Annotated in this window: 17 protein-coding genes; 3 read left to right on the top strand and 14 right to left on the bottom strand. The window is 38.5% G+C overall.

Features of this window, described 5'->3' with window-relative positions:
- Positions 1 to 501: 501 nt before the first annotated feature.
- Positions 502 to 846, bottom strand: a complete 345-nt coding sequence (locus WBG45_RS00610) for a hydrolase (RefSeq protein WP_424411861.1) — start codon at positions 844 to 846, stop codon at positions 502 to 504.
- 158 nt (positions 847 to 1,004) lie between these two features.
- Positions 1,005 to 1,664: a hypothetical protein gene (locus tag WBG45_RS00605; RefSeq protein ID WP_424411860.1), complete on the bottom strand. Its 660-nt coding sequence runs from the start codon at positions 1,662 to 1,664 to the stop codon at positions 1,005 to 1,007.
- Between the two features lie 246 nt (positions 1,665 to 1,910).
- Here WBG45_RS00605 and WBG45_RS00600 point away from each other — a divergent pair, with 246 nt between their 5' ends.
- Positions 1,911 to 2,705 carry a cupin domain-containing protein gene (locus WBG45_RS00600; RefSeq protein WP_424411859.1) on the top strand — a complete coding sequence of 265 codons (795 nt, stop codon included), beginning with the start codon at positions 1,911 to 1,913 and terminating at the stop codon, positions 2,703 to 2,705.
- Between the two features lie 397 nt (positions 2,706 to 3,102).
- On the top strand, positions 3,103 to 5,424 hold the full coding sequence (locus WBG45_RS00595; protein WP_424411858.1) for a hypothetical protein: 2,322 nt from the start codon (positions 3,103 to 3,105) through the stop codon (positions 5,422 to 5,424).
- 233 nt (positions 5,425 to 5,657) lie between these two features.
- Here the strand turns inward: WBG45_RS00595 and WBG45_RS00590 are convergent, their stop codons facing one another.
- Positions 5,658 to 7,109 (bottom strand): carbon starvation CstA family protein, encoded by a 1,452-nt coding sequence (locus tag WBG45_RS00590; RefSeq protein ID WP_424411857.1) that lies wholly within the window; start codon positions 7,107 to 7,109, stop codon positions 5,658 to 5,660.
- 211 nt (positions 7,110 to 7,320) lie between these two features.
- Here WBG45_RS00590 and WBG45_RS00585 point away from each other — a divergent pair, with 211 nt between their 5' ends.
- Positions 7,321 to 7,665, top strand: coding sequence for a hypothetical protein (locus WBG45_RS00585; protein WP_424411856.1), 345 nt, complete (start codon positions 7,321 to 7,323; stop codon positions 7,663 to 7,665).
- 10 nt (positions 7,666 to 7,675) lie between these two features.
- Here WBG45_RS00585 and WBG45_RS00580 read toward each other — a convergent pair whose 3' ends face one another.
- The 11 genes from WBG45_RS00580 to WBG45_RS00530 form a co-directional block, all read right to left on the bottom strand.
- Positions 7,676 to 8,407 carry a LytR/AlgR family response regulator transcription factor gene (locus tag WBG45_RS00580; RefSeq protein ID WP_424411855.1) on the bottom strand — a complete coding sequence of 244 codons (732 nt, stop codon included), beginning with the start codon at positions 8,405 to 8,407 and terminating at the stop codon, positions 7,676 to 7,678.
- 13 nt (positions 8,408 to 8,420) lie between these two features.
- The gene (locus tag WBG45_RS00575) at positions 8,421 to 10,148 is read right to left on the bottom strand and encodes a LytS/YhcK type 5TM receptor domain-containing protein (RefSeq protein WP_424411854.1); all 1,728 of its coding nucleotides are present in this window, start codon (positions 10,146 to 10,148) and stop codon (positions 8,421 to 8,423) included.
- 371 nt (positions 10,149 to 10,519) lie between these two features.
- Complete coding sequence (locus tag WBG45_RS00570) at positions 10,520 to 10,720, bottom strand: hypothetical protein (protein ID WP_424411853.1); 201 nt, start codon at positions 10,718 to 10,720, stop codon at positions 10,520 to 10,522.
- Between the two features lie 158 nt (positions 10,721 to 10,878).
- Positions 10,879 to 11,382 carry a divergent PAP2 family protein gene (locus tag WBG45_RS00565; RefSeq protein WP_424411852.1) on the bottom strand — a complete coding sequence of 168 codons (504 nt, stop codon included), beginning with the start codon at positions 11,380 to 11,382 and terminating at the stop codon, positions 10,879 to 10,881.
- Positions 11,383 to 11,888: 506 nt separating this feature from the next.
- The gene (locus WBG45_RS00560; RefSeq protein ID WP_424411851.1) at positions 11,889 to 12,293 is read right to left on the bottom strand and encodes a hypothetical protein; all 405 of its coding nucleotides are present in this window, start codon (positions 12,291 to 12,293) and stop codon (positions 11,889 to 11,891) included.
- A gap of 131 nt (positions 12,294 to 12,424) precedes the next feature.
- On the bottom strand, positions 12,425 to 13,747 hold the full coding sequence (locus WBG45_RS00555; RefSeq protein ID WP_424411850.1) for a (Fe-S)-binding protein: 1,323 nt from the start codon (positions 13,745 to 13,747) through the stop codon (positions 12,425 to 12,427).
- A complete protein-coding gene (locus WBG45_RS00550) occupies positions 13,737 to 15,152 on the bottom strand; it encodes an FAD-binding oxidoreductase (protein ID WP_424411849.1) in 1,416 nt (471 codons plus the stop codon). The genes WBG45_RS00555 and WBG45_RS00550 overlap by 11 nt, the downstream gene beginning before the upstream one ends.
- Positions 15,153 to 15,303: 151 nt before the next feature.
- Positions 15,304 to 16,398, bottom strand: a complete 1,095-nt coding sequence (locus WBG45_RS00545; protein ID WP_424411848.1) for a CdaR family transcriptional regulator — start codon at positions 16,396 to 16,398, stop codon at positions 15,304 to 15,306.
- 185 nt (positions 16,399 to 16,583) lie between these two features.
- Positions 16,584 to 17,435: an STAS domain-containing protein gene (locus tag WBG45_RS00540; RefSeq protein ID WP_424411847.1), complete on the bottom strand. Its 852-nt coding sequence runs from the start codon at positions 17,433 to 17,435 to the stop codon at positions 16,584 to 16,586.
- Between the two features lie 399 nt (positions 17,436 to 17,834).
- Positions 17,835 to 18,314, bottom strand: coding sequence for a metal-dependent hydrolase (locus WBG45_RS00535; protein WP_424411846.1), 480 nt, complete (start codon positions 18,312 to 18,314; stop codon positions 17,835 to 17,837).
- 206 nt (positions 18,315 to 18,520) lie between these two features.
- Complete coding sequence (locus WBG45_RS00530; RefSeq protein WP_424411845.1) at positions 18,521 to 22,243, bottom strand: DUF6359 domain-containing protein; 3,723 nt, start codon at positions 22,241 to 22,243, stop codon at positions 18,521 to 18,523.
- Positions 22,244 to 22,290 lie beyond the last annotated feature (47 nt).

Below are 22,290 nucleotides of genomic sequence, written 5' to 3'. Positions count from 1 at the left end.
AGGCTATGTTAAATGTTGCTGTTGATATTCCGCAAAACAGTTACGCTTTCCGCGGGCTTGCGCCGAACTAACTCGGACTTAACGTCCGAGTGGATTTCTGCACTGCGCTGTTCCCGCTGGAGTCTTCACTGTTTTGCTCCATATCACTAAATCGAAAGCTATCTCATTTACTTATTCACTAGAATGATTGTAGTAGAAGACGGCGGGAAAATATGGTGCTCCTGCGGTTACTCGTCGCAAAATGCAGGGCTAAGAAATTTGACAATGCCTTCGTAACCAAGATCCTGTTGCCCCAAGGAGGCTAGTGGACCGCCCGCGGAAAACGTCCGCCTGTTTCTGTTTCTGTTTCTGCATCGCTACGCTAGCTTCGAAACATGAAAGTGCGCTGCTTCGCTCTGCTCGCTTCGAAACATGATAGGGCCTTGGAACGAAGATCAACAATATCGTCTAACTGAACCTAATCAAAAAAAAGCGACTGAAATATATTCAGCCGCTTTACTTCTATCTTAAATCACGAATATCTTTAGGGTCATCTGATTTACGGTCTGTTAAAATCCCCATTTCATCAATGTGGCGCCTTGCAGTTTCATCACCCAAGTGATAAATAATCGCGTACAGGACTTTTTGAGCTTTATCATAATGCGCATTTTCATCTTGGTTTTCAAATGGAATATGTGCTTTCACATATGATTCTAAATCTGCTCGATCTTTGTCATCGAAAACCGACTGCAAAACATGTACTTCCTGATCAGTAGCCTGAATAACAAAACTAGGCGTCTCCACAGGTTCAGTTAAAATGCTTTCTGCCGTTATATCAACATAATAAGTCTTTTTTTCCTGAATCATCACTTCATCTCCTCTTAGTCTTTACTATTTAGTACCCCGCGAAGCATAAATAAAACATGATTTACAGCTACCCACCGCTTTTGTAAACGAAAGAAGTGACTTTCTTTGTTAATGAAAAAGGCGGCTGAAGATGAAATTTCAGCCGCTCTAACCACTAATTAAGTTGATTTGATCCTAACCACAAGTTGCGTCACTCTTTGCTTCGTTATCGTACTAACATGACGAAACTTTCTTAATGGGTTTTGTCGTCTTCCTTTCGAAAGTAAATATATCCAGGTAATAAACGCAGTTCCACATGTTAGGTAGCTGACAAAGACTAGTGTAGATTTTAATGTCATCCAGTAGCCATTTCTAAAATTAACATCAATTAGATTTCTACCAGAATAGGCTTCAATAACAAGTGGACCGAATGTAATCACGAATAGAAAAGCACCCATAAACGTTACGAATAAACTCCACATTTTATAAGGTTTATACCAGCCGACTGTAAGCAAAACTCCTGCCAAGCCTAAAGAAAGCCATCCGAAATCCCGAAAATACGTAAGAAAATCGTTCATGACAAATGACAAGATTAAAACGAACATTATCGACAGAACAGTTACCGACATAACGGCAGTCATTCCAAAAATCTCATAAATCGTTCCAATTATGCTTACTGGCTCTCTCGTTTCGAATGCCTTTTCCCTCTTAAGCTTCTTTTCTTTTCTTTTATCTAGAAAATCGTTCACGATCTGCCTACGTTCTGAAAGTTTCAGTCCTCTTACTAGTTCTTTAAATTTCCTTTCAACTTTTGGAAATCTATACCTCCCTGAATCCATTTCATCCCCTCCAAATTTTTACACTCATATCTTCATTTTACGATTCAAGGTACCTGTTTTATACCTAACATAAGGAATGATTTGTAAAAAGACTGGAAAGTGCTTCCTGCAGTAACGGAATGAACTCCTCAACCTGGACTTTGAATACGTAGGATGATATTTTTCAAAAGCACATCCCTTTCATAAGTAGCATAGGATAATTTTATAAACTGTGAAGGGATTGGGAAAATGTACTATCATCCTCATATGTATCAATATCCTCATTATGCTAATCCACCAATGTATAACTATGGAGGACAATCTGTGTGCTGGGCTTGTCCTCAGAGAATCCAGCATGTAAACGATTCTTTTCGCTCTTACAATGGTGAGAGCATTATTTCGTTAAAAGATTATGGACCAAAACCATTTGTCATTAACATCAATGAAGCAACAAAGCAAAACAATACCTATCGTACTGCTTTATGGACCGGAAAACATTTACAAGTTACTTTAATGAGTCTCAATGTTGGCGAAGATATCGGTTTGGAGATGCATCCTGACGTTGATCAATTCCTTCGTATTGAACAGGGACAGGGCATTGTTCAAATGGGCAAGAGTAGAGATAATTTAAACTTTGAAAGACATGTCTATGATGATTCTGCCATCATGCTACCTGCTGGAACATGGCATAATCTAACCAATACAGGTACTATCCCACTAAAACTTTACTCCATATATGCTCCTCCTAACCATCCATTTGGCACCGTTCATGTTACCAAAGCAGATGCAATAGCTGCCGAAGAAGGGCACGGTCTTGGCAATGGAAAGACCGTTATTTCTGGGAAGACTCCAGATGAATGGATAAAGCACACTGAATTTCTAGTAAAAGAAGGATTAGAGGATGTTAAAAGAGGAATAAATTCTACACACATACTTCAAGAATTTATTCTAATGGGAGTTCTTGTGGGGAAAGGCTACTCTCCTGAAAAAGCATATGAAATAGTAGAAGAATGGGAACGTACAGGAGAATCGAAACTTCTTCAACAAAGTAAAAATATGTAGAACTTGAGTTATGGATGCATAAGCAACAGTATAAATTCTCCACAAAAAAAGTGCGCGAGCAATCGCGCACTTTTTTCTGTTTTCTCCTTTGACAATTTCACTGTGATTTAGACCACCGAAGTTTAGAATACTGCTGAAACAGAGTTTGAAGTAGTTCTTAAAAACTAGAAATTAATTACATATATAGGATGATAGAACCTTTAATATTCAGAAAATACAAAATATATTGACAATTATTTTTACAGTTAATAGTATAAATATGACAGTAAAGGAAACTAAAGAAAGGAGTGATTTTCATGAATAGTTGATAAATAGATTCATAATAATCCACATGCTAATTAGAGTTTGAATGAGTGATAGCGATAACAAGATAAACCTAATCACAGGAGGAGAAGCTTTGAAATTTAAAATTAGTATTATCGTCACCTTGTTAATTATGGTCATTACAACAGTAATGCCATTTGCCTCATCTCAAGCAGTTAATGCAAAAGAACAAAGGTTTTCAGTGAAAGATCAGTTTGAAGAGCCCGTGGATTTAGGGGAAGCAGTTAAGAGCCCATTATCTCAAGTTGCAGCCTACGGTCAGAACAGTAAAGGTGAAAATTTGCAGTATATTGCTGTTACTGGAACGCCTGCCGTATTTTATGCCGTTAATGCTGAAACTGGCGAGCGGAAGTTTTCACAACAGATTCCGCATTCAGATGTTATTTGGGCAATGACGGTCGGAAGCGATAATAACGTGTATTTTGCAAGCACGATGAACGGTATTCTTTACCGCTATCTTCCTGATGAAAACCGAATGGAAACCATCGGCAAAAATCCATCTGATGATTTCGTTTGGGATTTAAAGAGCAGTACCGACGGAAAAATATACGGCGCTACCTACGATGAATCAAAAGTTTTTGAATATGACATCGAGAGCAATAGTTTTAAAGATTTAGGACCAATGAAAGAAGGTCAAAAATATGCTCGTGGGTTAGGAGTAACGGATAAGTACGTGTACACTGGAATTGGTACTATCTCTGGAGTCGTCCGTTACGACCGTTCTACTGGTGAAAAGAAGGATATCCCAATTCCGACTTCAGGGAAAAGCGGAACAATTTCTGAAATTGCGATTTATGATGGGAAATTGTTTGTTCATGGGGCTTCCCAATTATTTGTCATTGATGAAGCTACAGAAGAGCATATCCGTACAATTTCTTTCCAAAGTAAAATTTCATCGCCATCTCCATACAATCCAGATTTAATTTATTACAAACTCCAAGATCAATTATTTTCTTATAACATAGCAACCGACACAATAGACAAGGTGGAAAATATTCCTTCTCTACCTGGTTCCACTGCAGTAAAAGCGCATAACTGGCTTACATTAAGTACTGGAGAAACTGTTTTGGCAGGTATGACTGCTTTTACTGATTCATTTTTCTTCAATCCAGAAACAAAGGAATATTCCGTGCATTTTCCTGACGTTGATGCACAAGGAGCAACCATCAATGCGCTGGCAGCTATTAATGGCAAAGTATATTCAGGCGGCTATCAGCGGGGACTTAGTATTTATGATGAAAAACAGCAAGCTTACACCTACACAAACTTTTCCTTCCACCAGACAGAGGGAATTAATCAATTAGACGGGAAGGTTTATTTCGGAACCTATACTGGAGCTAAAATGTATCGATACGATCCTAAGCTGCCGATAGAATATGATGAATATGGCAAAGCTAATCCGGGTCTCTACCTGGATATTGAGTCAGACCAAGACCGTCCATTCGCAATGACAAGCGGAGATGGGAAACTCTTTATCGGGACTTTCCCGGGCAATGGAAAGCATGGCGGTGCATTGACTATTCTAGAAGAAACAGCAGGGGAAAATGGAGAGATTACAGTTGAATCGCAAACATACCGGAATATCGTTGAGAACCAAAGTATTTTTGGACTAGCTTACAAAGACGGGAAAGTATTTGGCGGTACTTCAATATACGGAGGCTTTGGCAGTAACCCGGTAGAAACAGAAGCCAAGATGTTCGTTTTTGATGTTGAAAAAGGAGAGAAAATAGCTGAATTCAAACCAGATATCCCAGGTCTGGATTCCCCTACTCTGACAATCGGAGATTTTTCGTTTGGTCCGGACGGTCTCCTTTGGGGATTGATAGAAGGCACCATTTTTGCCATGAATCCAGAAACATATGAAGTTGTTAAAAGTAAAGAAATTTATGACACTGCTTATAACTCATCTAAATTAAGACCATATTATTTGAAATGGGGACCAGATGGAAATCTCTATACTACACTCGGTAGAAAACTGACTGTGGTGAATCCAGAAACATTGGAATCTGAACAACTAGTAGAAGATTCAGTTCAACTAATGGATTTATCTGAAGATGGAAGTATTTATTATGCAATCGGCTCTCACTTATATAAAATGTCAGTGAAGGTAAAGCAAATAGAATTGCAGCTTGAGAACAAGTTAATTACGGGGCTGCCAGTGAAGCCAACCGTCACTGCAAAATTAGTGAATGGTGAATCAGTTGTATTGAGTGATAACCAGTACACCATCTCTGTAAGCAATCCTGATGTGTTGGAAATTAATTCAGATTCACAATTAATAGGAATTAAACCTGGAACTTCTACAGTCACCATTAAGGCAGAACTCAATAATAAAACATATAGCTCAAATGAAGTAAGGGTTACAGTTGCAAACGGGAATCGTGGATTTCACTAATATTTCCTTGCAGTAGATTTTTAAAATCGGCAGTTGTTTAAATTCTCCACAAAAAAAGTGCGCGATTGCTCGCGCACTTTTTCATTTGATAAATACAGCTAGTAAGATACCTGCTATAAAGGTAAGAGTTAATACTATTTTTAATGCCATGGGTGGTGTATCCATCCCTTTTTTATTTATTATTTCCTCTTGTTCATTAACAGTCTTACGGTAATTCGGACTGCAGCAGCCCATTACTCAGTACGACTCCAAGATGAGACATCTACTTCTAGAGGTAGGTTATCTGCTCTATTTTTCTTAGCTGCTTTAAAGAACAACAAGATAATAATAATGGTTATAATTGCAGCTCCAACGTATGCTGCATTAAGTGATAAACCAAATCCTATTGGAGCATTTATAATGTACGTCATTGTCGCCATCGTAATGAATACGGCTGGAATCATAGCGATCCAGTAGTTTTTCTTAGCGATGAACAAATACATTGCTCCTACCCACAATGCGATAGCTGCTGTGGATTGATTTGCCCAAGAGAAATATCTCCATAATAATGTGAAGTCAATTTTCGTAAGTGCAAAAGATAAAACGAATAGTGGAAGTGCAATCCATAATCGGCTCATGATCTTCTTTTGTGAAAGATTGAAGTAATCTGCAATAATCATTCGAGCGCTACGGAATGCTGTATCTCCTGAAGTGATTGGTAAAATGATGACACCAAGTATAGCTAATGTGCCCCCAATTGAACCTAGCAATAATGTAGAAGCTTCACTTACAATTCCAGCTGGTCCGCCGTTTGCAAGCATATCGTTTAATCCATCGTAGCCGTTGAAAAGACTCATAGCAGCTGCAGCCCAGATCATGGCGATAGCCCCTTCAGCAATCATCATGCCATAGAAAATTTTGCGTCCTTGTTTCTCACTTTGAGTTGTACGAGAAATGATAGGAGTTTGTGTTGCATGGAATCCAGATAAAGCTCCACACGATATCGTCAAGAACAACAGTGGGAAGATTGGAAGATTATCAGGATGCATATTTTTCAATGTTAACTCTGGAATTGGAGCACCCGTTAGTACTAATTGAATCAAGATACCTACCGCACTAATAATTAGCAATGCGCCAAAGAACGGATAGAAACGTCCGATAATTTTATCAATCGGAAGTAATGTTGCTAGTATGTAATAAATAAAAATTGCTGCAAGAATTACGCCCATTGCCATCCAACCATCCATTAAGTTGTACAGCAAGGTTGCTGGTGAAGATACAAACACAGTTCCTACTAATAGTAGAAGTAAAACTGCAAAGACGTTTACTACATGTTTCATGACTTTCCCTAAAAATTTACCTGCTAATTCGGGAAGATGTGCACCACGATTACGAATTGAAATCATGCCAGTCAAATAATCATGTACCGCTCCTGCAAAAATCGCACCAAACACAATCCATATAAATGCGACTGGTCCATAAAGTGCTCCCATAATTGGTCCGAAAATCGGTCCAACACCAGCAATATTTAACAACTGAATTAATGCGTTCTTTTTCGTAGACATTGGTACATAATCTACATCATCGCTATTGACATATGCAGGTGTTGTTCGATCCTCTTTAACACCAAACATCTTTTCAACAAACTTACCATACGTGAAATACCCTACGACTAATAGAATAAGACCGCCAATAAAAGTATACATATAACTCCCCCTCCTCATAATGAAAACGTTTACATTATTGTAGAGGTTATGTGACAAAAATAGGTCATTTGCGTGACAACATGTCAGTTTGGAAGATTAAGAGGTTCATATAAAGGAGTGAAATGTGTATACAATATCAGAATATTAAATTTTCCAAATAAAATGAGACTCCAACTGAAGTTGAAGTCTCTGGATGTAGAGGGTTTTTTCTATGAGCGGATTTGTGTCGACTATCGGCGGAAAAGACTTGGCTATCGGCGGTTTTCTGTCGACTATCGGCGGTTCTTTGTCGTCTATCAGCGCTTTCGTGTCGTCTATCAGCGGTTTAACAAAAATGGGGACATCCGCTTTTGTGGATGTCCTTATCAAATCAGATTCTTGGTTTTGGTGGTTTATATTAACTGTTGATATTTGCTATCGGCGGAGTTGTGTCGTCTATCAGCGCAAAAGACTTGGCTATCGGCGGATTTTTGTCGACTATCGGCGCAAAAGACTTGGCTATGAGCGGTTCTTTGTCGTCTATCGGCGTTTCTCTATATTTCCGTATTTTCATTAAGTAAAAACTTCTATATTTCAAGGCGTCCTCTAAGAGCTTTCACATAATTACGGCTAACCGATAGCATTTCTTCTCTTCCAACCATTTCTACTTCATAAGCTCCATTAAACCAAGGTGTTAAGCGTGCTACATAAGTTAAGTTAACAAGAAAACTCTTGTGGATTCGGAAAAAGGAGAAAGGGATCAATCGACTCTCTAACTCCTTTAATGATGTACGAACTTCATAACTTTGTGTAGTGGTTATGATCTTCGATACTTTTTCATCTCGGTAAATATAGATAATTTCTTTCGGCTCTAAATAAAAGATTTCGCCTTCTGCTTCAACCGCTAGTTTTCCTAGTGGTTTAGTTACTTCATTCTCAGAGGAATTAGCAAGTAATTTCTCGATTCGTTGTATGGTCTGTTGCAATTGTTCTTCATCATAGGGTTTCAGCAAATAATCAGTTGCTTCATATCGAAATGCTTCAGCTGCAAAATGTGGATAGGCTGTTGCAAAGATAATTAACGGCCTCTTTTTCAACTCCATTAATGCCTTCGCCACTTCCATCCCATTCATTTTCGGCATTTCAACATCGAGGAAAATTACATCGGGTTGATGGTAGAGCGCTTTAACAATTGCATCTTCACCAGAATCAGCTTCTCCTACGATTTGCACGGATGCAAACTCACCTAATAAATGCTTGAGTTCATCACGGCTATAATGTTCATCATCTACAACTAAAACGCGAATCAAATTGTCCATGTTCTTCCCCCCTTTATCCCATAATAAAAGAAACTTTTGTGCCTTTATTTTGTTCGCTATCAATACGAAGAGTACTCTCCTCGCCAAACATCATCGTTAATCGTCTATTCACATTGTAAAGTCCAATTCCAGTTCCACTATCTGAAACTGCGCGTTCCTTACCTAACTGTGCAATCCGTTCTGGAGTCATGCCTTGTCCATTATCTTCGACACAAACTATCGTCGTCGAATTTTCTCTTTGTATGCTAATTTTAATCAAACAGTTCTCGCTCTTATCTTTAATTCCATGTTTCACTGCATTTTCAACAATTGGTTGTAATGTAAGCGGAGGAATATTTTCTAACAGTATTTTGTCGTCTATGTTGTATTCAACGATTAGTTTATTAAAAAAACGTGCTTCTTCTATCTCTAAATACGCTTTTACATGTTTTAGCTCTTGCTCAAGTGTCGTCATTGTTTCAGTGGTAACATTGAGATTTTGACGCAAAAAGTGAGACAGCGATATAAGTAACTTTCTTGCTTTTACCGGTTCAATTCGAACGAGCGAGACAATAGTATTCAACGTATTAAACAGAAAATGGGGACTAATTTGAGCTTGTAACGCTTTAATTTCCGCTTCCTTAGCAAGCTGATATGACTTATCTGCCTCTGCAATTTCCAGTTGTGTACTTAACAACATACTTAAACCAGAAATGAGTTCAAGTGTAACGTTTGTTATCTTCTTTTCTGAAGGAAAGTAAAACTTCAATGTGCCAATCGTTTCACCACGCTGCTTTAATGGCGCAATAACTGCAACGCCAAGTGGACAATTTTTATTGCCACAATGAATGGAACGATCCAGAGAAATAATGAGTTCGCCTTGCTGAATGACTTTTCTTGTTAGATCCGTTTGTATAGGTAAATGCGCCCGATGATGATCGTCCCCGATACCAACATGGGACAAGATCTCTGTACGATTTGTCATCGCAACTGCGCTTGTTTCTATTTCTTTATGTAAAATACCGCATACAATTTTAGCTGATTCAACGTCCATACCCTTCCTTAAATAAACAAGAGTCTGATCTGCAATTCTTAACGTTTTCTGAGCTTGTAACGCACCGGCTTTTTCTTCTTCATTAAATACACTTTTGGTAATCAATAGGAACAACGCAGAACCGACTCCATTAGCCAAAATCATCGGAATGCCAATAACCTCAACAAGAGTAAGTGCTTTATCGAAAGGTTTAGCCAACACTAAAATAATAATCATTTGAATGGTCTCTGCTAAAGCACCAACAAAAAACGCATAACTAACCTTGTTTTTTATATTCTTCTTATGAAAAGCACCTGCAAGAACCCCAGCGACAATTGCAGCAAGACCACACGCTAGCGCCGTATATCCTCCTAACGTAAATCGGTGAATCCCGGCAATGAGTCCCGCTCCTATCCCTACTTTATAGCCACCAAGTAAACCTGCCATTACCACGCCAATGACCCGCGTATTTGCGATTGCTTCTTCAGACGACAATCCTGTCGCTGCAGCCCAGCGGTTAAAGTCTAGCGTGCTCATATCGAATGACACGCCTGTATACGTCCCGATAATACCAAAAAAACCAAAAAACAAAATAGCCGCAAACTGTTGCTTACTCCCTAGCTTATCTTGATAAATCATTTGACGGAAAAACCGAAAACGAGTTAATACAAACGCAATCATCACAATAATTCCTAGACGTTCAAACATCGTTAAGAAAAGTTCATTCATACCGGGGTTCCACCTTTCTAGGAAATAAAATAAACAACTGCATGGTTTAAATATCTCAATACTTATAAGGAAAAACTATTACATTAATAGTTTCATAATCGTACGAAGTGTTTTTCTGATTTTACCATTGTCCTATGTTAGAAGCTATGGCAATTGTTATTTGTCGACTGAACAAGCAACCCCAATAATCAAAACGATTATTGGGGCGCCTGCTCTTAGATATACTTAGTATAATTCCACTAAAAAATGTTGAAAACGTGATTCAGGTGATTGTAAATCTAAATATGAACTTTCTAAAAGTTATACCTTTCATCACTTTCATGAATCCATTTGGATACCCCATCCTTGCATACAACAATGGAAACCTTGCCCTACTTGTTGTCTTTCAGTGTTTCAATTAATGCTTCTAATTTTTCATTAATGCTTCTAAGTTCATTATAAATACCACTGTTCCGATTATTGCTCGAAGCATCTGAAATAGCACTTGAAATTTGGGAGCCCGCAAACAAAATTGCTAAACTTAACAAGACTATAGCACCCGTTATAGACAACCGTATTTTTTGATCATTCAACCAAAAATCCCCCTTGTAAATACATATATATAACTATCTCAATTATACCAATTAATTACAATAAAAAATAACGCCTATGGAATAGAAGATTGCATCAAAAAATCCAGTAGCATATAAAGCTACTGGATTTCAGAAAATCTTAAGTATGGAGTTTTGTCCTAATCCATATACCGTGAAGTTCTCACTTGACGTCTCTCATCATTTTCGATTTTAGCGGAGATAAGTCCTAGTATTGCACCTAAAGTAGCACCACCAAGCACTTCTATCGGTTGATGACCTAGAAGTTCCTTTAATTCTTTATCACTTTGTACATATTCAAAACTTGGGAAATCTCCCGACATCGCTACAATACTGTCTTCTAAATTATTGACCAATTGTGCAATTTCTCCTGTATGTCGTCGAATTCCTTGTGCATCATACATGACAATTACTCCAAAAACAGCAGCAAGTGCCGTTTCCGTATGACGTGTTCCTTTGTTAGCTGCTACATATGTTGCCAGCGCTGTTACACCAGCTGAATGGGAACTCGGCATTCCGCCCGTCGTGAACGCTTGCTTCCAATCCCATTTACCCGTTAACCTCTTATGAGTCAAGATTTTCAACCCTTGCGCAATCCCAATGGCCGAAAATGCTGTTACCATTCCACGATTCATCGTCTTCATCTACATCGCCCTCCACTTCACTAATCGATTAACATCATGTGCCAACCGTACTTCTATTCCTTTTCAATACCCCAACTTGAATCTTTTTATGCGAAATTAAATGAAAAATATTCAAAAATGCACACTTGATCATTCTAGTTTCAGACACATCTACATCATTTATACTTGTCCCCTGAAACAAAACCCTTTTTTCTTTCTCATTTAGTAAGGCATAAAAAAGCTTGTCAGTTCGTTCGTTGAATGGGAGCCAATTCCCTCTTCTCTATAACAGGATCTTCGAGATTATTTTGTTGCATATCGTACATTTGCGCTGGGCACACGTGCGGCTTGCTAGGTACAAATTGTCTCTTTCTTTATCAACTGCTGCATTATTCAACGTAGTAATTTAATAAAGAAAAAACAACTTAAAAGTAATGATTTCCACTATTCATAAAAAAGAAGCTTCTGAAGACACATTTTCAGACGCTTCTTGCATAATTTTAATGGTTTCAAACCCAGACGATCAACTATTTGTGTTTATCTTTAAAGCCTTCAATCCATTTATAATCAATCGGTCCATTTGTAACGACATATTGATCGTGTTCTGCAAGTACTGTATCTCGTTCCATAAGCGACGGTAAACTAATTCGTTCATCTTTATATTCAAGTTGAAAAGAAAATTGTTCGTTGGGATATTTAGACGAAAAATTTCTCGTTCCGACTTTCTTCACTTTATATTGTTTGAGAAAATTCACGAATTCTTCAATAGAATCTTGATCGCTTACTGTTCGGTTAAACGCAATTTCTTCATCAAATGGTGGCTCATTAAACAAGATTTTTTCTATTTCCTCGCCATCTAAAACATCCACTAGCTTTTTCTCTCGATAGTCATTCCATCTGAAAATCGTCATAAATAAGGCTATCGTAATCAAAAAGGATAATATATACACATATTTTTTCTTTATGACGTCAACCTCCTCTAGCTAAATAAATTAAGTATATGGCAACAAAAGGGAAAAATCCAACACCTAATCAGGATGTTGGATTTTACTTTCAGTATTTGCTATAAATTATTTTTTTCAATCACATTAAACAGAAAATCAACAATATGCAAAGCCTTCATTTCTTTTTCAAGTCCTTCTCGTTGAATCCCTACTTGCATCTGCATTAAACATCCTGGATTTGAGGTTACGATGACCGCTGGTTGGAGCATTTTAACGCCTTTCATTTTGGCCTCAAGAATGCGAGATGCCATTTCCGGTTGCAGCAAGTTATAAATTCCTGCGGAGCCACAGCAACTTGCTGCATCAATTAGCTCTTTATATTCAAAGCCCGGAGCATCCTGTAAAAGCATTCTTGGCTCAAGAAAGACTCGGTTCACATTTCGTAAGTGACAAGAATCTTGATAGGTCACAATGGCTTGAACTCCATCCGATTCTCTCTTTTTTAATAAGTCATTTAAGTTAAGTTTGACTAAAAGAGAAGAAATATCGATATTTTTTCTTGAGAATCGAACTGCTTTTTCTTTGTAAAGTGGGTCAGAATGAAGATGCTTTTCATATTCAGATAAAAAGGCACCACACCCACCTGCATTATTTACGATAAAGTCATACTCATCCGAATCAAATGCATCGATATTAGCACGTGCATTGCGAACGCCTTTTGCTAGTTCTCCACTATGTCCGTGAAGGGCACCACAACATTGTTGCTCTTTTGGTATGTGAACTTGAGCACCGAGTCTCTCAAGTAAGGCAATCGTTTTGCGGTTGGTCTCTTGAAATAATGTATCCATTAAACAGCCTGTAAAAAAAGCGACGTTTACAGTTTTTGGAGAAGATACAGGTGCAGATTTTGATTTTCTTTCAATTTTAGGTAAGACACTTTCCATCTCTTTCATGAATGGTGGAAACAAGTCTAAGAATCCTATTTTCCGAGTCACTTTTTGCAGTCCAGATTTTTGATAAAATTGAACTAACTTTACTGTTGTCGCCATTTTCTTTTGATCTGCAAATAAATGGTTGAAGGCTACATTCCGTATCCCTTTTTCCTTAATCGTTTGTGGCTTTACTTGTTGTATTGCGACTCTGGTTTCTTCAATGAGTGCACCGTACTGAACCCCAGCTGGACATGCTGGTTCACATGCTCGACAACCTAGACAGACATCAAATGATTCTTCTACTGAACCGTCCCAGACAACGTCTCCGTCCCTCATCGCCTTCATTAAAGCAATCCGTCCCCGCGGGGAATGTGTTTCATCTTGATCTGTCGCTAAATAGGTAGGACAAGCAGGAAGACAAAACCCACAACGCATACAGTCCATAATATATTCTTCGTTGACGTGTTCACGAAAGCTGTCCTGCATACGTTGTTGCAGTTCACTCACCATGATGAATCACCACCCTCATCTTTTTCTCTTTGGCAAATATTTTACCAGGGTTCATGATGTTGAGTGGATCAATCGCTTGTTTTATCTGCTTCATCAGTTGGATACCGCTTTCCCCAAGCTTCCATTCCAGGTAAGGCGCTTTCATTTCACCGACTCCGTGTTCACCCGTTATGGTCCCTCCTAGTGAAATAGCCACTTCAAATATTTCTTCAAGCGCTTGTTCCACACGTTCCATTTCTTCATGGTCTCGTATATCAGTCAGACAAGTTGGATGTAGATTGCCGTCCCCCGCATGACCGAATGTACTTATTTGGACGTTGTATTTAAGAGCGATTTTTTGAATTGAGCGTACCATGTTGGCAATTTCAGAACGAGGTACCGTTGCGTCTTCAAGAATAGTTGTTGGACGTTTCCTTGAGAGTGCTGATAACGCAGAACGTCTACCTGTTTTCAACAAGTCAGCTTCCTTGACTGAAGCGGCGATTGCTGTTGCTTTCGCTCCTTTTTCAATTGCTACATCAATCATGAGCTGTATGTCTCGTTCAACAAGTTCAATATCGCCATCTTGCTCCATCAAAAGCATTGCTTCTGCATCTTTCGGTAATCCGAGTTTCATAAATTCTTCAACTGCATCCATCGTTCCTCGATCCATAAATTCAAGAGTCGCAGGTATAATTTTGTTTGCGATGATCGCTGAAACAGTCTCTGCAGCATCTTCCAACGAATTAAAGTAAGCGATGCCTGTTTTTTTATATACAGGTAGAGGGATTAGCTTAAGTGTAATTTCTGTGATAATTCCAAGAGTACCTTCAGAGCCCACGAGTAAAGAGTTTAAATCATATCCAGCAACATCTTTAGCAAGTTTTCCTCCAGTTTTCAAGACAGAGCCATCCGGAAGTACAGTGGTGAGCGCTCTAACATAGTCCTTTGTGACCCCATATTTTAGTCCTCGTAATCCTCCTGAGTTTTCACTGACATTTCCACCGATTGTCGAGATTTTCATTGAGCTTGGATCTGGTGGATAAAAGAAACCGTGCATTTCTACATAGTTACTAATGTCTTGCGTAATCACTCCAGGTTGAACAGTAATCGTTAAGTTTTCTTTATCGAGTTCTAAGATTTGATTCATTCGATTGAATAATATAACGATTCCGCCTTGAGTTGGAACCGTTCCAGCTGCCAAATTTGTGCCGGAACCTCGTGAAACGATTGGTATTCGGTGCGTGCTACAAAGCTTTACTATTTCTATTATTTCATCAATGTTTTTGGGAGAGATGACGAGATCTGGTTTTGCTTGAAAGTTTGCTGTGGCATCATACGAGTAAGCTAGTAGCTGCGCTTGCGATTGTTTGACATACTGAATGCCCACGATTTCAGTGAATTTTTGTTTAATTTGTTCTTCCATTATGTACTTCACCCCTAAATTGTAATAGCTTACGTAACCATACTATTTTGACTGCTATGAATACTATGGAAAAAACTACAGATATTAAGAGAATATAATTAGAATTTTTGTCCCAAAAGACAAAAACACCCTCCGAATGGAGAGTATTTCATTAAATATTTGTATATATCCGTACCGCAGTATAGATTAACGTAAGGTCATTCTTATCTGTAAAATCAACATCAAGAAGTTTTTCGGCTTTTTGAAGCCTGTATTTCAAGGTATTTTTATGAATATGTAATTGATCAGCAATTTCTTGCAATGACCCTTTAGTTTTCAACCATACTTCTAGAGTATTAAGTAATTCTTCATCCTTCACAATAGGTGAAATCGTGCGGCGTAAGAATTCTTCTCTAGTGTCTAACGGAATTGAATTGTATAACAGTTCTAGTTTTAAATCTTCTTGAAAAATAATTGTGTTTTGTTTCTCAGCAACAGTGACCGCTACTTCAGCTTGAGTGAACGATTCTTTTAATTGGAAAAACTCCTTTTGTTCACCGATTCCTATGATAACTTGACGTTTCGTCTTTTCTTTCATTTTGACTAATAGGTCCTGTAAACCACGATGTAGATCTACTTTTGTCATCTGGGGTATTAACAGGACGAGTTTATCCATCCCCCAGCGGATTATTTTTAATTCTGTATGAATTAATTGAACCCGTAAAATATTTTCTATTTCGTTAATTTCTAATGGGTTGCCTTCTGTATGAATGATCCCTACACGGGAGTAAATGCTGATATCAATATTTAAAAGTTTAGCGCGATCTTGCAGTGTTGTTTGAGAAAGTTCTGTCGTAAATAAGTCTAATATAAAGAACTCAATTTCCCGAAATCCACGTTCTCGATCCTGGCGCGAAATAAATTCAGTAATAAAAAGTTCGACGACTTTGCGAACAAGTTTGGCATATTTCTCAACTTCAAATGGTTTCCCCGTTATGCCAATTCCTCCAATAGAGGTATTCCCAATAACTATGGGCATGACCATCCCTGGACGGACACCTTCTAATGTTTTACACATATCAATGGTCATATGAAATTCTTGGCGATTCTTCATCGCAATAAACGCACCTTCATGATATGTGTTCAATCTAGATGAATCCGTACTCGCTATCACAAATCCGTTTTTATCGGTCAGAATGACATGTTGATCGATCAGTGTAGAAAGTTCTTTAACAATTTGAGCCCCTAATACTTGAAAATCAAACATGATTCCACCTCCATAAAACTCTTAGTTCGACTATACATGAAAATTGGGTTACCATGCAAAATGCTCCATTAGAAAATAGCCACGTATCCCAAATGACACGCAAAAAGCCACTGAAGATATTTTTCAGCGGCTTTCTGGTGTTATATAAAATTACTTTAATTAACATGATAATCCTTCATTTGAATCTAAATTGATCCTTTTTCCTGAAGAGTTTTAATCGCTTGTTTTAAAGAGCCAAATGTTGGTATGGCTTTAAAATCAATACCTAGCTGAACAGCAGTTTGCGCTACAACAGGACTAATGCCAGAAAGAGTGGCTGTAATCCCAACAAGACGCAATGAATCAATAACTTTAAAAATTTGATTCGCCACATGTGTATCCATCACAGGAACGCCTGATAAATCAATGATTAATGACTGTAACTCTAGTTTAAGGCTTTGCGTAAGTGTGCTATCTAAAATACAAGTTGCTCTAATCGAATCGATATCTCCAATCAACGGCAGCACCCCTACGTGATTAGATAGCGGGATAATCGGTGCACTCAAATCTCTAATGACAGCTTGTTGCGAAACTAAACGTGTCGTTAAAGCATTCATATAAACAATTGAGAAACTTTCAAAAATAAAATCAAACGTCATGTTAATGGTTTTTTCCCATTGAAACCATTGCTTGATCGTCACATCCCCTAAAGAAGTTTCCATAAACTTTTCGATATACTGCCAATATACTCTCCGGAAATACCTAAGTTGCTCCGCAACATCGCTTAAAGACGTATCTGAATTAGCACGATCTATAGCAGTCTGACTAGTCCAATCAAGGACACTCTTTTTCATTTCTTCTTCAGACTGTAAAAGTGAATCTGCAATCACCCTTACATAGGTAATGTTCTGTTTCTTAATTCTCTCAGCAACTTCAGTGGATGCATCCGCTGAATAATGTGACCCTGTTTTTGTAAATCGCAATCCCAACCAGCTTTCAGTGATCTCAATCGAATGCGTTATCAAAAAATCATATAAGTTTTGTGTATTTTCTTTCATGTTGTCACCCAGTTCTCTTTCAAATATAAAACTTTACTAAAAATTATAACATATCATTTTGTATTGCCATATATTCTCAACGAACAAAATATCAGGTGGTTTTTTTGCTGGGTTTTGTTCTATGAGCGGTTTCGTGTCGACTATCGGCGGATTTCTGTCGACTATGGGCGTTTTAACCAAAAACACCTTATTTCAAGAACATCCATGCAAAAGATTCAGCAATTGACTCAATTGCTGAGTTTTTTGCTAGGTTTTGTTCTATGAGCGGTTCCTTGTCGACTATCGGCGGATTTCTGTAGACTATGGGCGTTTCGCGAGTTCTATGGGCGGTTTCTTGTCGACTATCGGCGTTTCTCTGTCGACTATGAGCGTTTCAATCGAAATGTCCAATACATGATCTTATAAATAATAACCAAATGCCTCATAGCCAAAATATACAGAAAGTAGCGATAGAGCAGCTAACACCATATACTCTACTGTTCCTCCAGTACGTGTTGTAAGTGGGAATCGTACTCTTATCTTCAATGGAAACAACAATTTAATGCCGTTTCTCGTTGCCATATCTAAAATCAAGTGACTAGCCATTCCAACTAATACGCCCGCAGTTACCGATTCATTTGTCACGAACGAATTCATAAGAAACGCCATAATCACTAAAAACAGCAAACTATGTGTAAATGAGCGATGTCCAAAAAGCACATTAATTACTTTAGAAACTACTGGAAATGCCCGGCCAACCTTACTGCCACCGTGGCAAATATCTGGAAGTATCGCGCCAATAACGCCCGCTCCCACTAAAAGAACTGGATCATAACTCGTAACTTGTGCAAACGCAAGACTTGATGCCAAACCGCCAATGATGTGTGTTTTACCTGTCATGCTGTATACTCCCTTTTCTATGTGTTCAAGACACTACCTATATTACTTTACACCATTTTGGGTAACGACTGAATAGAGCATTTCAACTCAATTGAACTGCGGCTGAAGATACAATTTCAGCCGCTCCTTGCGTAAGTTATAGTACCTAAAAAAAGACTCTGGATTTTACCCAGAGTCTTTAATCGCAGTGATATACACTTTTTGAACTACTTATTTTTGATGTTTTTAAACTTCCACTTTTTCGAAGTATTGTCATAGTAAGCGCCATCGACCGAAGTCTTTTTGCCTTCTGAAACAATAATGAAGTAGTCATTGAATCCATTTGTAATTTCATTGTCTGTTGAATCAACGAATGACATATCTTTTAGTTTTAAATCGTCTTTGATTTTGCTTTGATTTTTCTCTTTCAACAAACCTTTTGGTCCTTGATAGTCTAAGTTGAGAGTGAATTCGCCACTTACCGCAAGGACGTCAAAGTTTTCAGCCGTGATAGTGAATGAACCTGTTGAAAGATCGATGACTACATTTTTATCAGCAGCATCGATTTTAGTGACTGCAGATTCTGTAAAACGAATTTCGGTGTGTCCTGCTTCATGTTCAACTACTCCGTCTACTTTGATAACAGGAGTAGAAGTGTCAATTTCATCTTCTGTAACAATAACTCCACCATCTTCAATTGCAAAGACAGTCACGTTGATCGTCACGGAGTTGTCTCGGTATTGTGCAGTAATTGTTGTTGAGCCTTCAGCTTTTGCCGTGATAACACCTTTTTCTACTGAAATGATGTCCGAATCAAAACCACTGTAAGTGGCTTCAGCTGCTACATCTTTAGTAGTCGTTGTACCATCATATTTTGTTGCTGTTTCAGTTAGGTTGATTTGAGCTGTTTCACCAGTTTCTAATTCAAAATTAGGTTGATCAGTAGAAAGTGTATACGTGTCTTCTTTGTGTAAATCAACTTGAATTAATACTGGATCATGGTCAGATGCATTACCGTGAATTTCCATGTAGTTCGCGTTAATGTGGATAATGTCCACTTTTGTTTTGCTTGCCAAGTTGTCTGTTACCAACATATGATCAAGTACTTGGTTGTTTCCTTGATAGTAATACGTGAAACGTTCGCCAGCTGGGACTTTTTCGATCATGTTTGTTAAGATGCCGCCTTTAAGTGCTGCAAGCGTTGGTGTGAATTCGAAATCATTCATATCCCCAGCTACAATTACTTTAAGGTTCGGATCTTGTGCTTGTCCTGCTTTTACAAAATTGTTGATCATTGTCGCAAGTTCAATACGTTCTGCTTCAGAACCTAAGAATGGTGGTTGGTTTTTACCAAATAAAGGTTGATCTCCACCTTTTGAGTTTAAGTGAGCGCCGATAACGACTACTTTTTCACCTTGGAACTCAAATTGAGCTGCTAATGGTTTACGTGTGTTGGCCTGAGGCAAGTCAAGAATACGACCAGGGTTTTTAGAAAGTTCTCCATCTACCCACGTTACCGCTTCCGTTGAACCGCCTTTTGTTCCTTCTGCAAGAGTTACACGTTCAGGATTGTATAGATACCCTACGCGAATATTCCCGCCTGGTTGTCCACCATCTTGATTATATTCAGGTGCGATATCAGTCCACTCATAAGCTGGACCTCCTGCTACTACGATTGCAGCAATCAGGCGCTCATAGCTTTCTGTTGCGTCGGCGTTGTTTGAAGCAGTTGCACCGTCATTATCTTGAACTTCTACTAGTGTGATAATGTCAGGTGACTTCATGTTTTCAACAAATGATTTAGCGATTTTCTCTACTTTTTCATCCGGTGTTTGTTCAACGTTGTTTGAGAAGTTTTCCACGTTATAAGCTGCTACGTTCAGCTTGTCTTCAATTGGTTCAATATCAGTTACTAGATTTGGTTTTTCAACACGTGTGATTTGTGGAAGTGTATCTTCTTTAGCCCACAGTTTGAAGTTACCGAAGCCGAAGCCCATAACCCCAACGATATCACCCGTATAGTAGTCACCTGATTTTGCATCGTATGATTCGTTATCAAAGTCTACGATAATACGTTCTGGGTTGTAATCATTTTCCGAGATGTTAATACCACCCAAAACGTTGAATTCAGTGTTTGTAGAGTTTCCTGCTACAACTACCACTTCACCGTATTTTTGTGGTCCTACAATTTTTGCATCTGATACTGCGACACGCATTAACTCAATAGATTCATAGAAGTCGATGCCGTCTTCAGCCGGATCAAATGATGTTAAGCCATCGTTGTCGATAATTTCAGTCGGTTGGAAGATGTCGTCTCCGATTACTAATGGTTCAGGAAGTTCATGTGTTCCGTTTGCCACTGCAGTAGTCGCTTTGATGCGCGTTACTGGCAAGTCAGCAGTTTTCATATCTGAGTATCCTTCGTAGTACCATTCTTCAACAGTTCCTTCAACGGTAACTAAGTCACCAACATTAAGACCATTTGAAGTTTTGTTTACGATGATAGCTTCAGATGTTGTATTATCTTCATCTGGGTTTACGTCTTGGATTACAAAGTTTGCTGAGTTATAAAGATGTGTTACTACACCTGTGATGTCTCTTACATTAGCACCTTGGTAATCTGAATAGTGACCTTCGCCTTGAATGTCACGGATTAAAAGGTTGTCCACTTTTAACACGTTATAAGTGAATGAGAAGACTTCAGAAGTCGTGTCCCTTACAGCGATTGCTTTAATTGTCGTGTCTTTTGATAAAGTAATTGGTGCTGTGTATGGTGTGCTTGCCGATGTAGGTGTTGACCCATCTAACGTATAGTAGATAGTCGCTCCATCGATTGGTGTAATTAACGAAATGTCTGTGCCTTCAGATACTGTTCCTGGGAAAATATCTGTATAGACAGCGGGCTTGTTCACTAAGTCAAAACTTTCTAGTCCTAGTGTTTTCACTTGATACGTTGTGTTGAATTTAGATGCGATTCCTGAAACGTTTACAAGGTCGCCTTCTGCATAACGTTTGATGAAGTCATTGTACGCCAAACCATTGCGGTTATCGTTACGAATCACCACTGATTCACCGTTTTCATGTGTAGCTGTGAATTCGAAAGTTCCGAAGTCATTTACTGATGTAAGGTTAGTGATTGTTACATTGTTTAATAGAATGCGTTCACTTTGAGTATCTTCATTCACACCAGCTGGAGTGATGTCTTGTGCTACTGGTAGTGGGTTTTCTGAAGAAATAACGGTTACTTTAGATGGTTGAATTTGAAGTTCGCCGCTGTATGGACTTACTTTCCCTTCAAGTTCAACGATGTCACCAGGTTGAACGTCAGCTGCTGTTGTATATACATAAATACCTGCGGACGCATCTTGGATATAAAAGGCTTTTCCACCCCAGAACCCTGTGCCTGTCGTTACAGTACCTGTTACTTTGATTAATTTATTCGGATCTGTAACTGCACGAGCAGCCGCGATATCTGCCACTTCTACAGCTACTGGAGGAGGAGTGCCTCCGTTTATGATTGTAAATGCACTTGCACTTCTCAGACCTGGAACTGAGAAATATGCTCCTAGTGTTCCTGTAATTGTAACTTCTGCTTTGAAGTTAGTAGGATTGTCTACTAAATTTACTCCTGCACGTACGCTACCCGTAGGTAATTGAACAGGAATAATTTTTGTTGTATCTGTTTCATTTGGATTATCTGCTAGTCCAATATTTGTAGCGACTGTAAATGGTGCTTCTTGGTCGTAACTTGTTCCACTAGATGCAGTTCCGACAATGAAACCTTTTACTGTAGCTGTTCCTGTATTATTCGCAATTGCTTCTGCAACCGTAATTGATTCTGCGGCTTGAGCACTTGGTACCGTGACAAATGGTGTAACCATCGATATTACTAGTAAGAAAGCTAAAGCGATCTTACTGAAAGCATGCTTCAAAATGCCTTCTTTCGTCATCCATTTCACTCCTCAAAGAGAATTTATTGTAATTCCCACTGATTATA

Source organism: Paenisporosarcina sp., assembly GCF_049671445.1.
Taxonomy (GTDB): Bacteria; Bacillota; Bacilli; order Bacillales_A; family Planococcaceae; genus Paenisporosarcina.
This window is presented reverse-complemented; position numbering and strand designations above follow the sequence as displayed.

Bases quoted from the DNA above. Each gene is read 5' to 3' on its own strand.
- WBG45_RS00585 (WP_424411856.1), top strand. From the start codon at position 7,321: ATGAGCGGATTTGTGTCGACTATCGGCGGAAAAGACTTGGCTATCGGC.
- WBG45_RS00565 (WP_424411852.1), bottom strand. From the start codon at position 11,382: ATGAAGACGATGAATCGTGGAATGGTAACAGCATTTTCGGCCATTGGG.
- WBG45_RS00590 (WP_424411857.1), bottom strand. From the start codon at position 7,109: ATGTATACTTTTATTGGCGGTCTTATTCTATTAGTCGTAGGGTATTTC.
- WBG45_RS00580 (WP_424411855.1), bottom strand. From the start codon at position 8,407: ATGGACAATTTGATTCGCGTTTTAGTTGTAGATGATGAACATTATAGC.
- WBG45_RS00530 (WP_424411845.1), bottom strand. From the start codon at position 22,243: ATGACGAAAGAAGGCATTTTGAAGCATGCTTTCAGTAAGATCGCTTTA.
- WBG45_RS00555 (WP_424411850.1), bottom strand. From the start codon at position 13,747: ATGGTGAGTGAACTGCAACAACGTATGCAGGACAGCTTTCGTGAACAC.
- WBG45_RS00545 (WP_424411848.1), bottom strand. From the start codon at position 16,398: ATGTTTGATTTTCAAGTATTAGGGGCTCAAATTGTTAAAGAACTTTCT.
- WBG45_RS00605 (WP_424411860.1), bottom strand. From the start codon at position 1,664: ATGGATTCAGGGAGGTATAGATTTCCAAAAGTTGAAAGGAAATTTAAA.
- WBG45_RS00600 (WP_424411859.1), top strand. From the start codon at position 1,911: ATGTATCAATATCCTCATTATGCTAATCCACCAATGTATAACTATGGA.
- WBG45_RS00575 (WP_424411854.1), bottom strand. From the start codon at position 10,148: ATGAATGAACTTTTCTTAACGATGTTTGAACGTCTAGGAATTATTGTG.
- WBG45_RS00610 (WP_424411861.1), bottom strand. From the start codon at position 846: ATGATTCAGGAAAAAAAGACTTATTATGTTGATATAACGGCAGAAAGC.
- WBG45_RS00540 (WP_424411847.1), bottom strand. From the start codon at position 17,435: ATGAAAGAAAATACACAAAACTTATATGATTTTTTGATAACGCATTCG.
- WBG45_RS00550 (WP_424411849.1), bottom strand. From the start codon at position 15,152: ATGGAAGAACAAATTAAACAAAAATTCACTGAAATCGTGGGCATTCAG.
- WBG45_RS00535 (WP_424411846.1), bottom strand. From the start codon at position 18,314: ATGACAGGTAAAACACACATCATTGGCGGTTTGGCATCAAGTCTTGCG.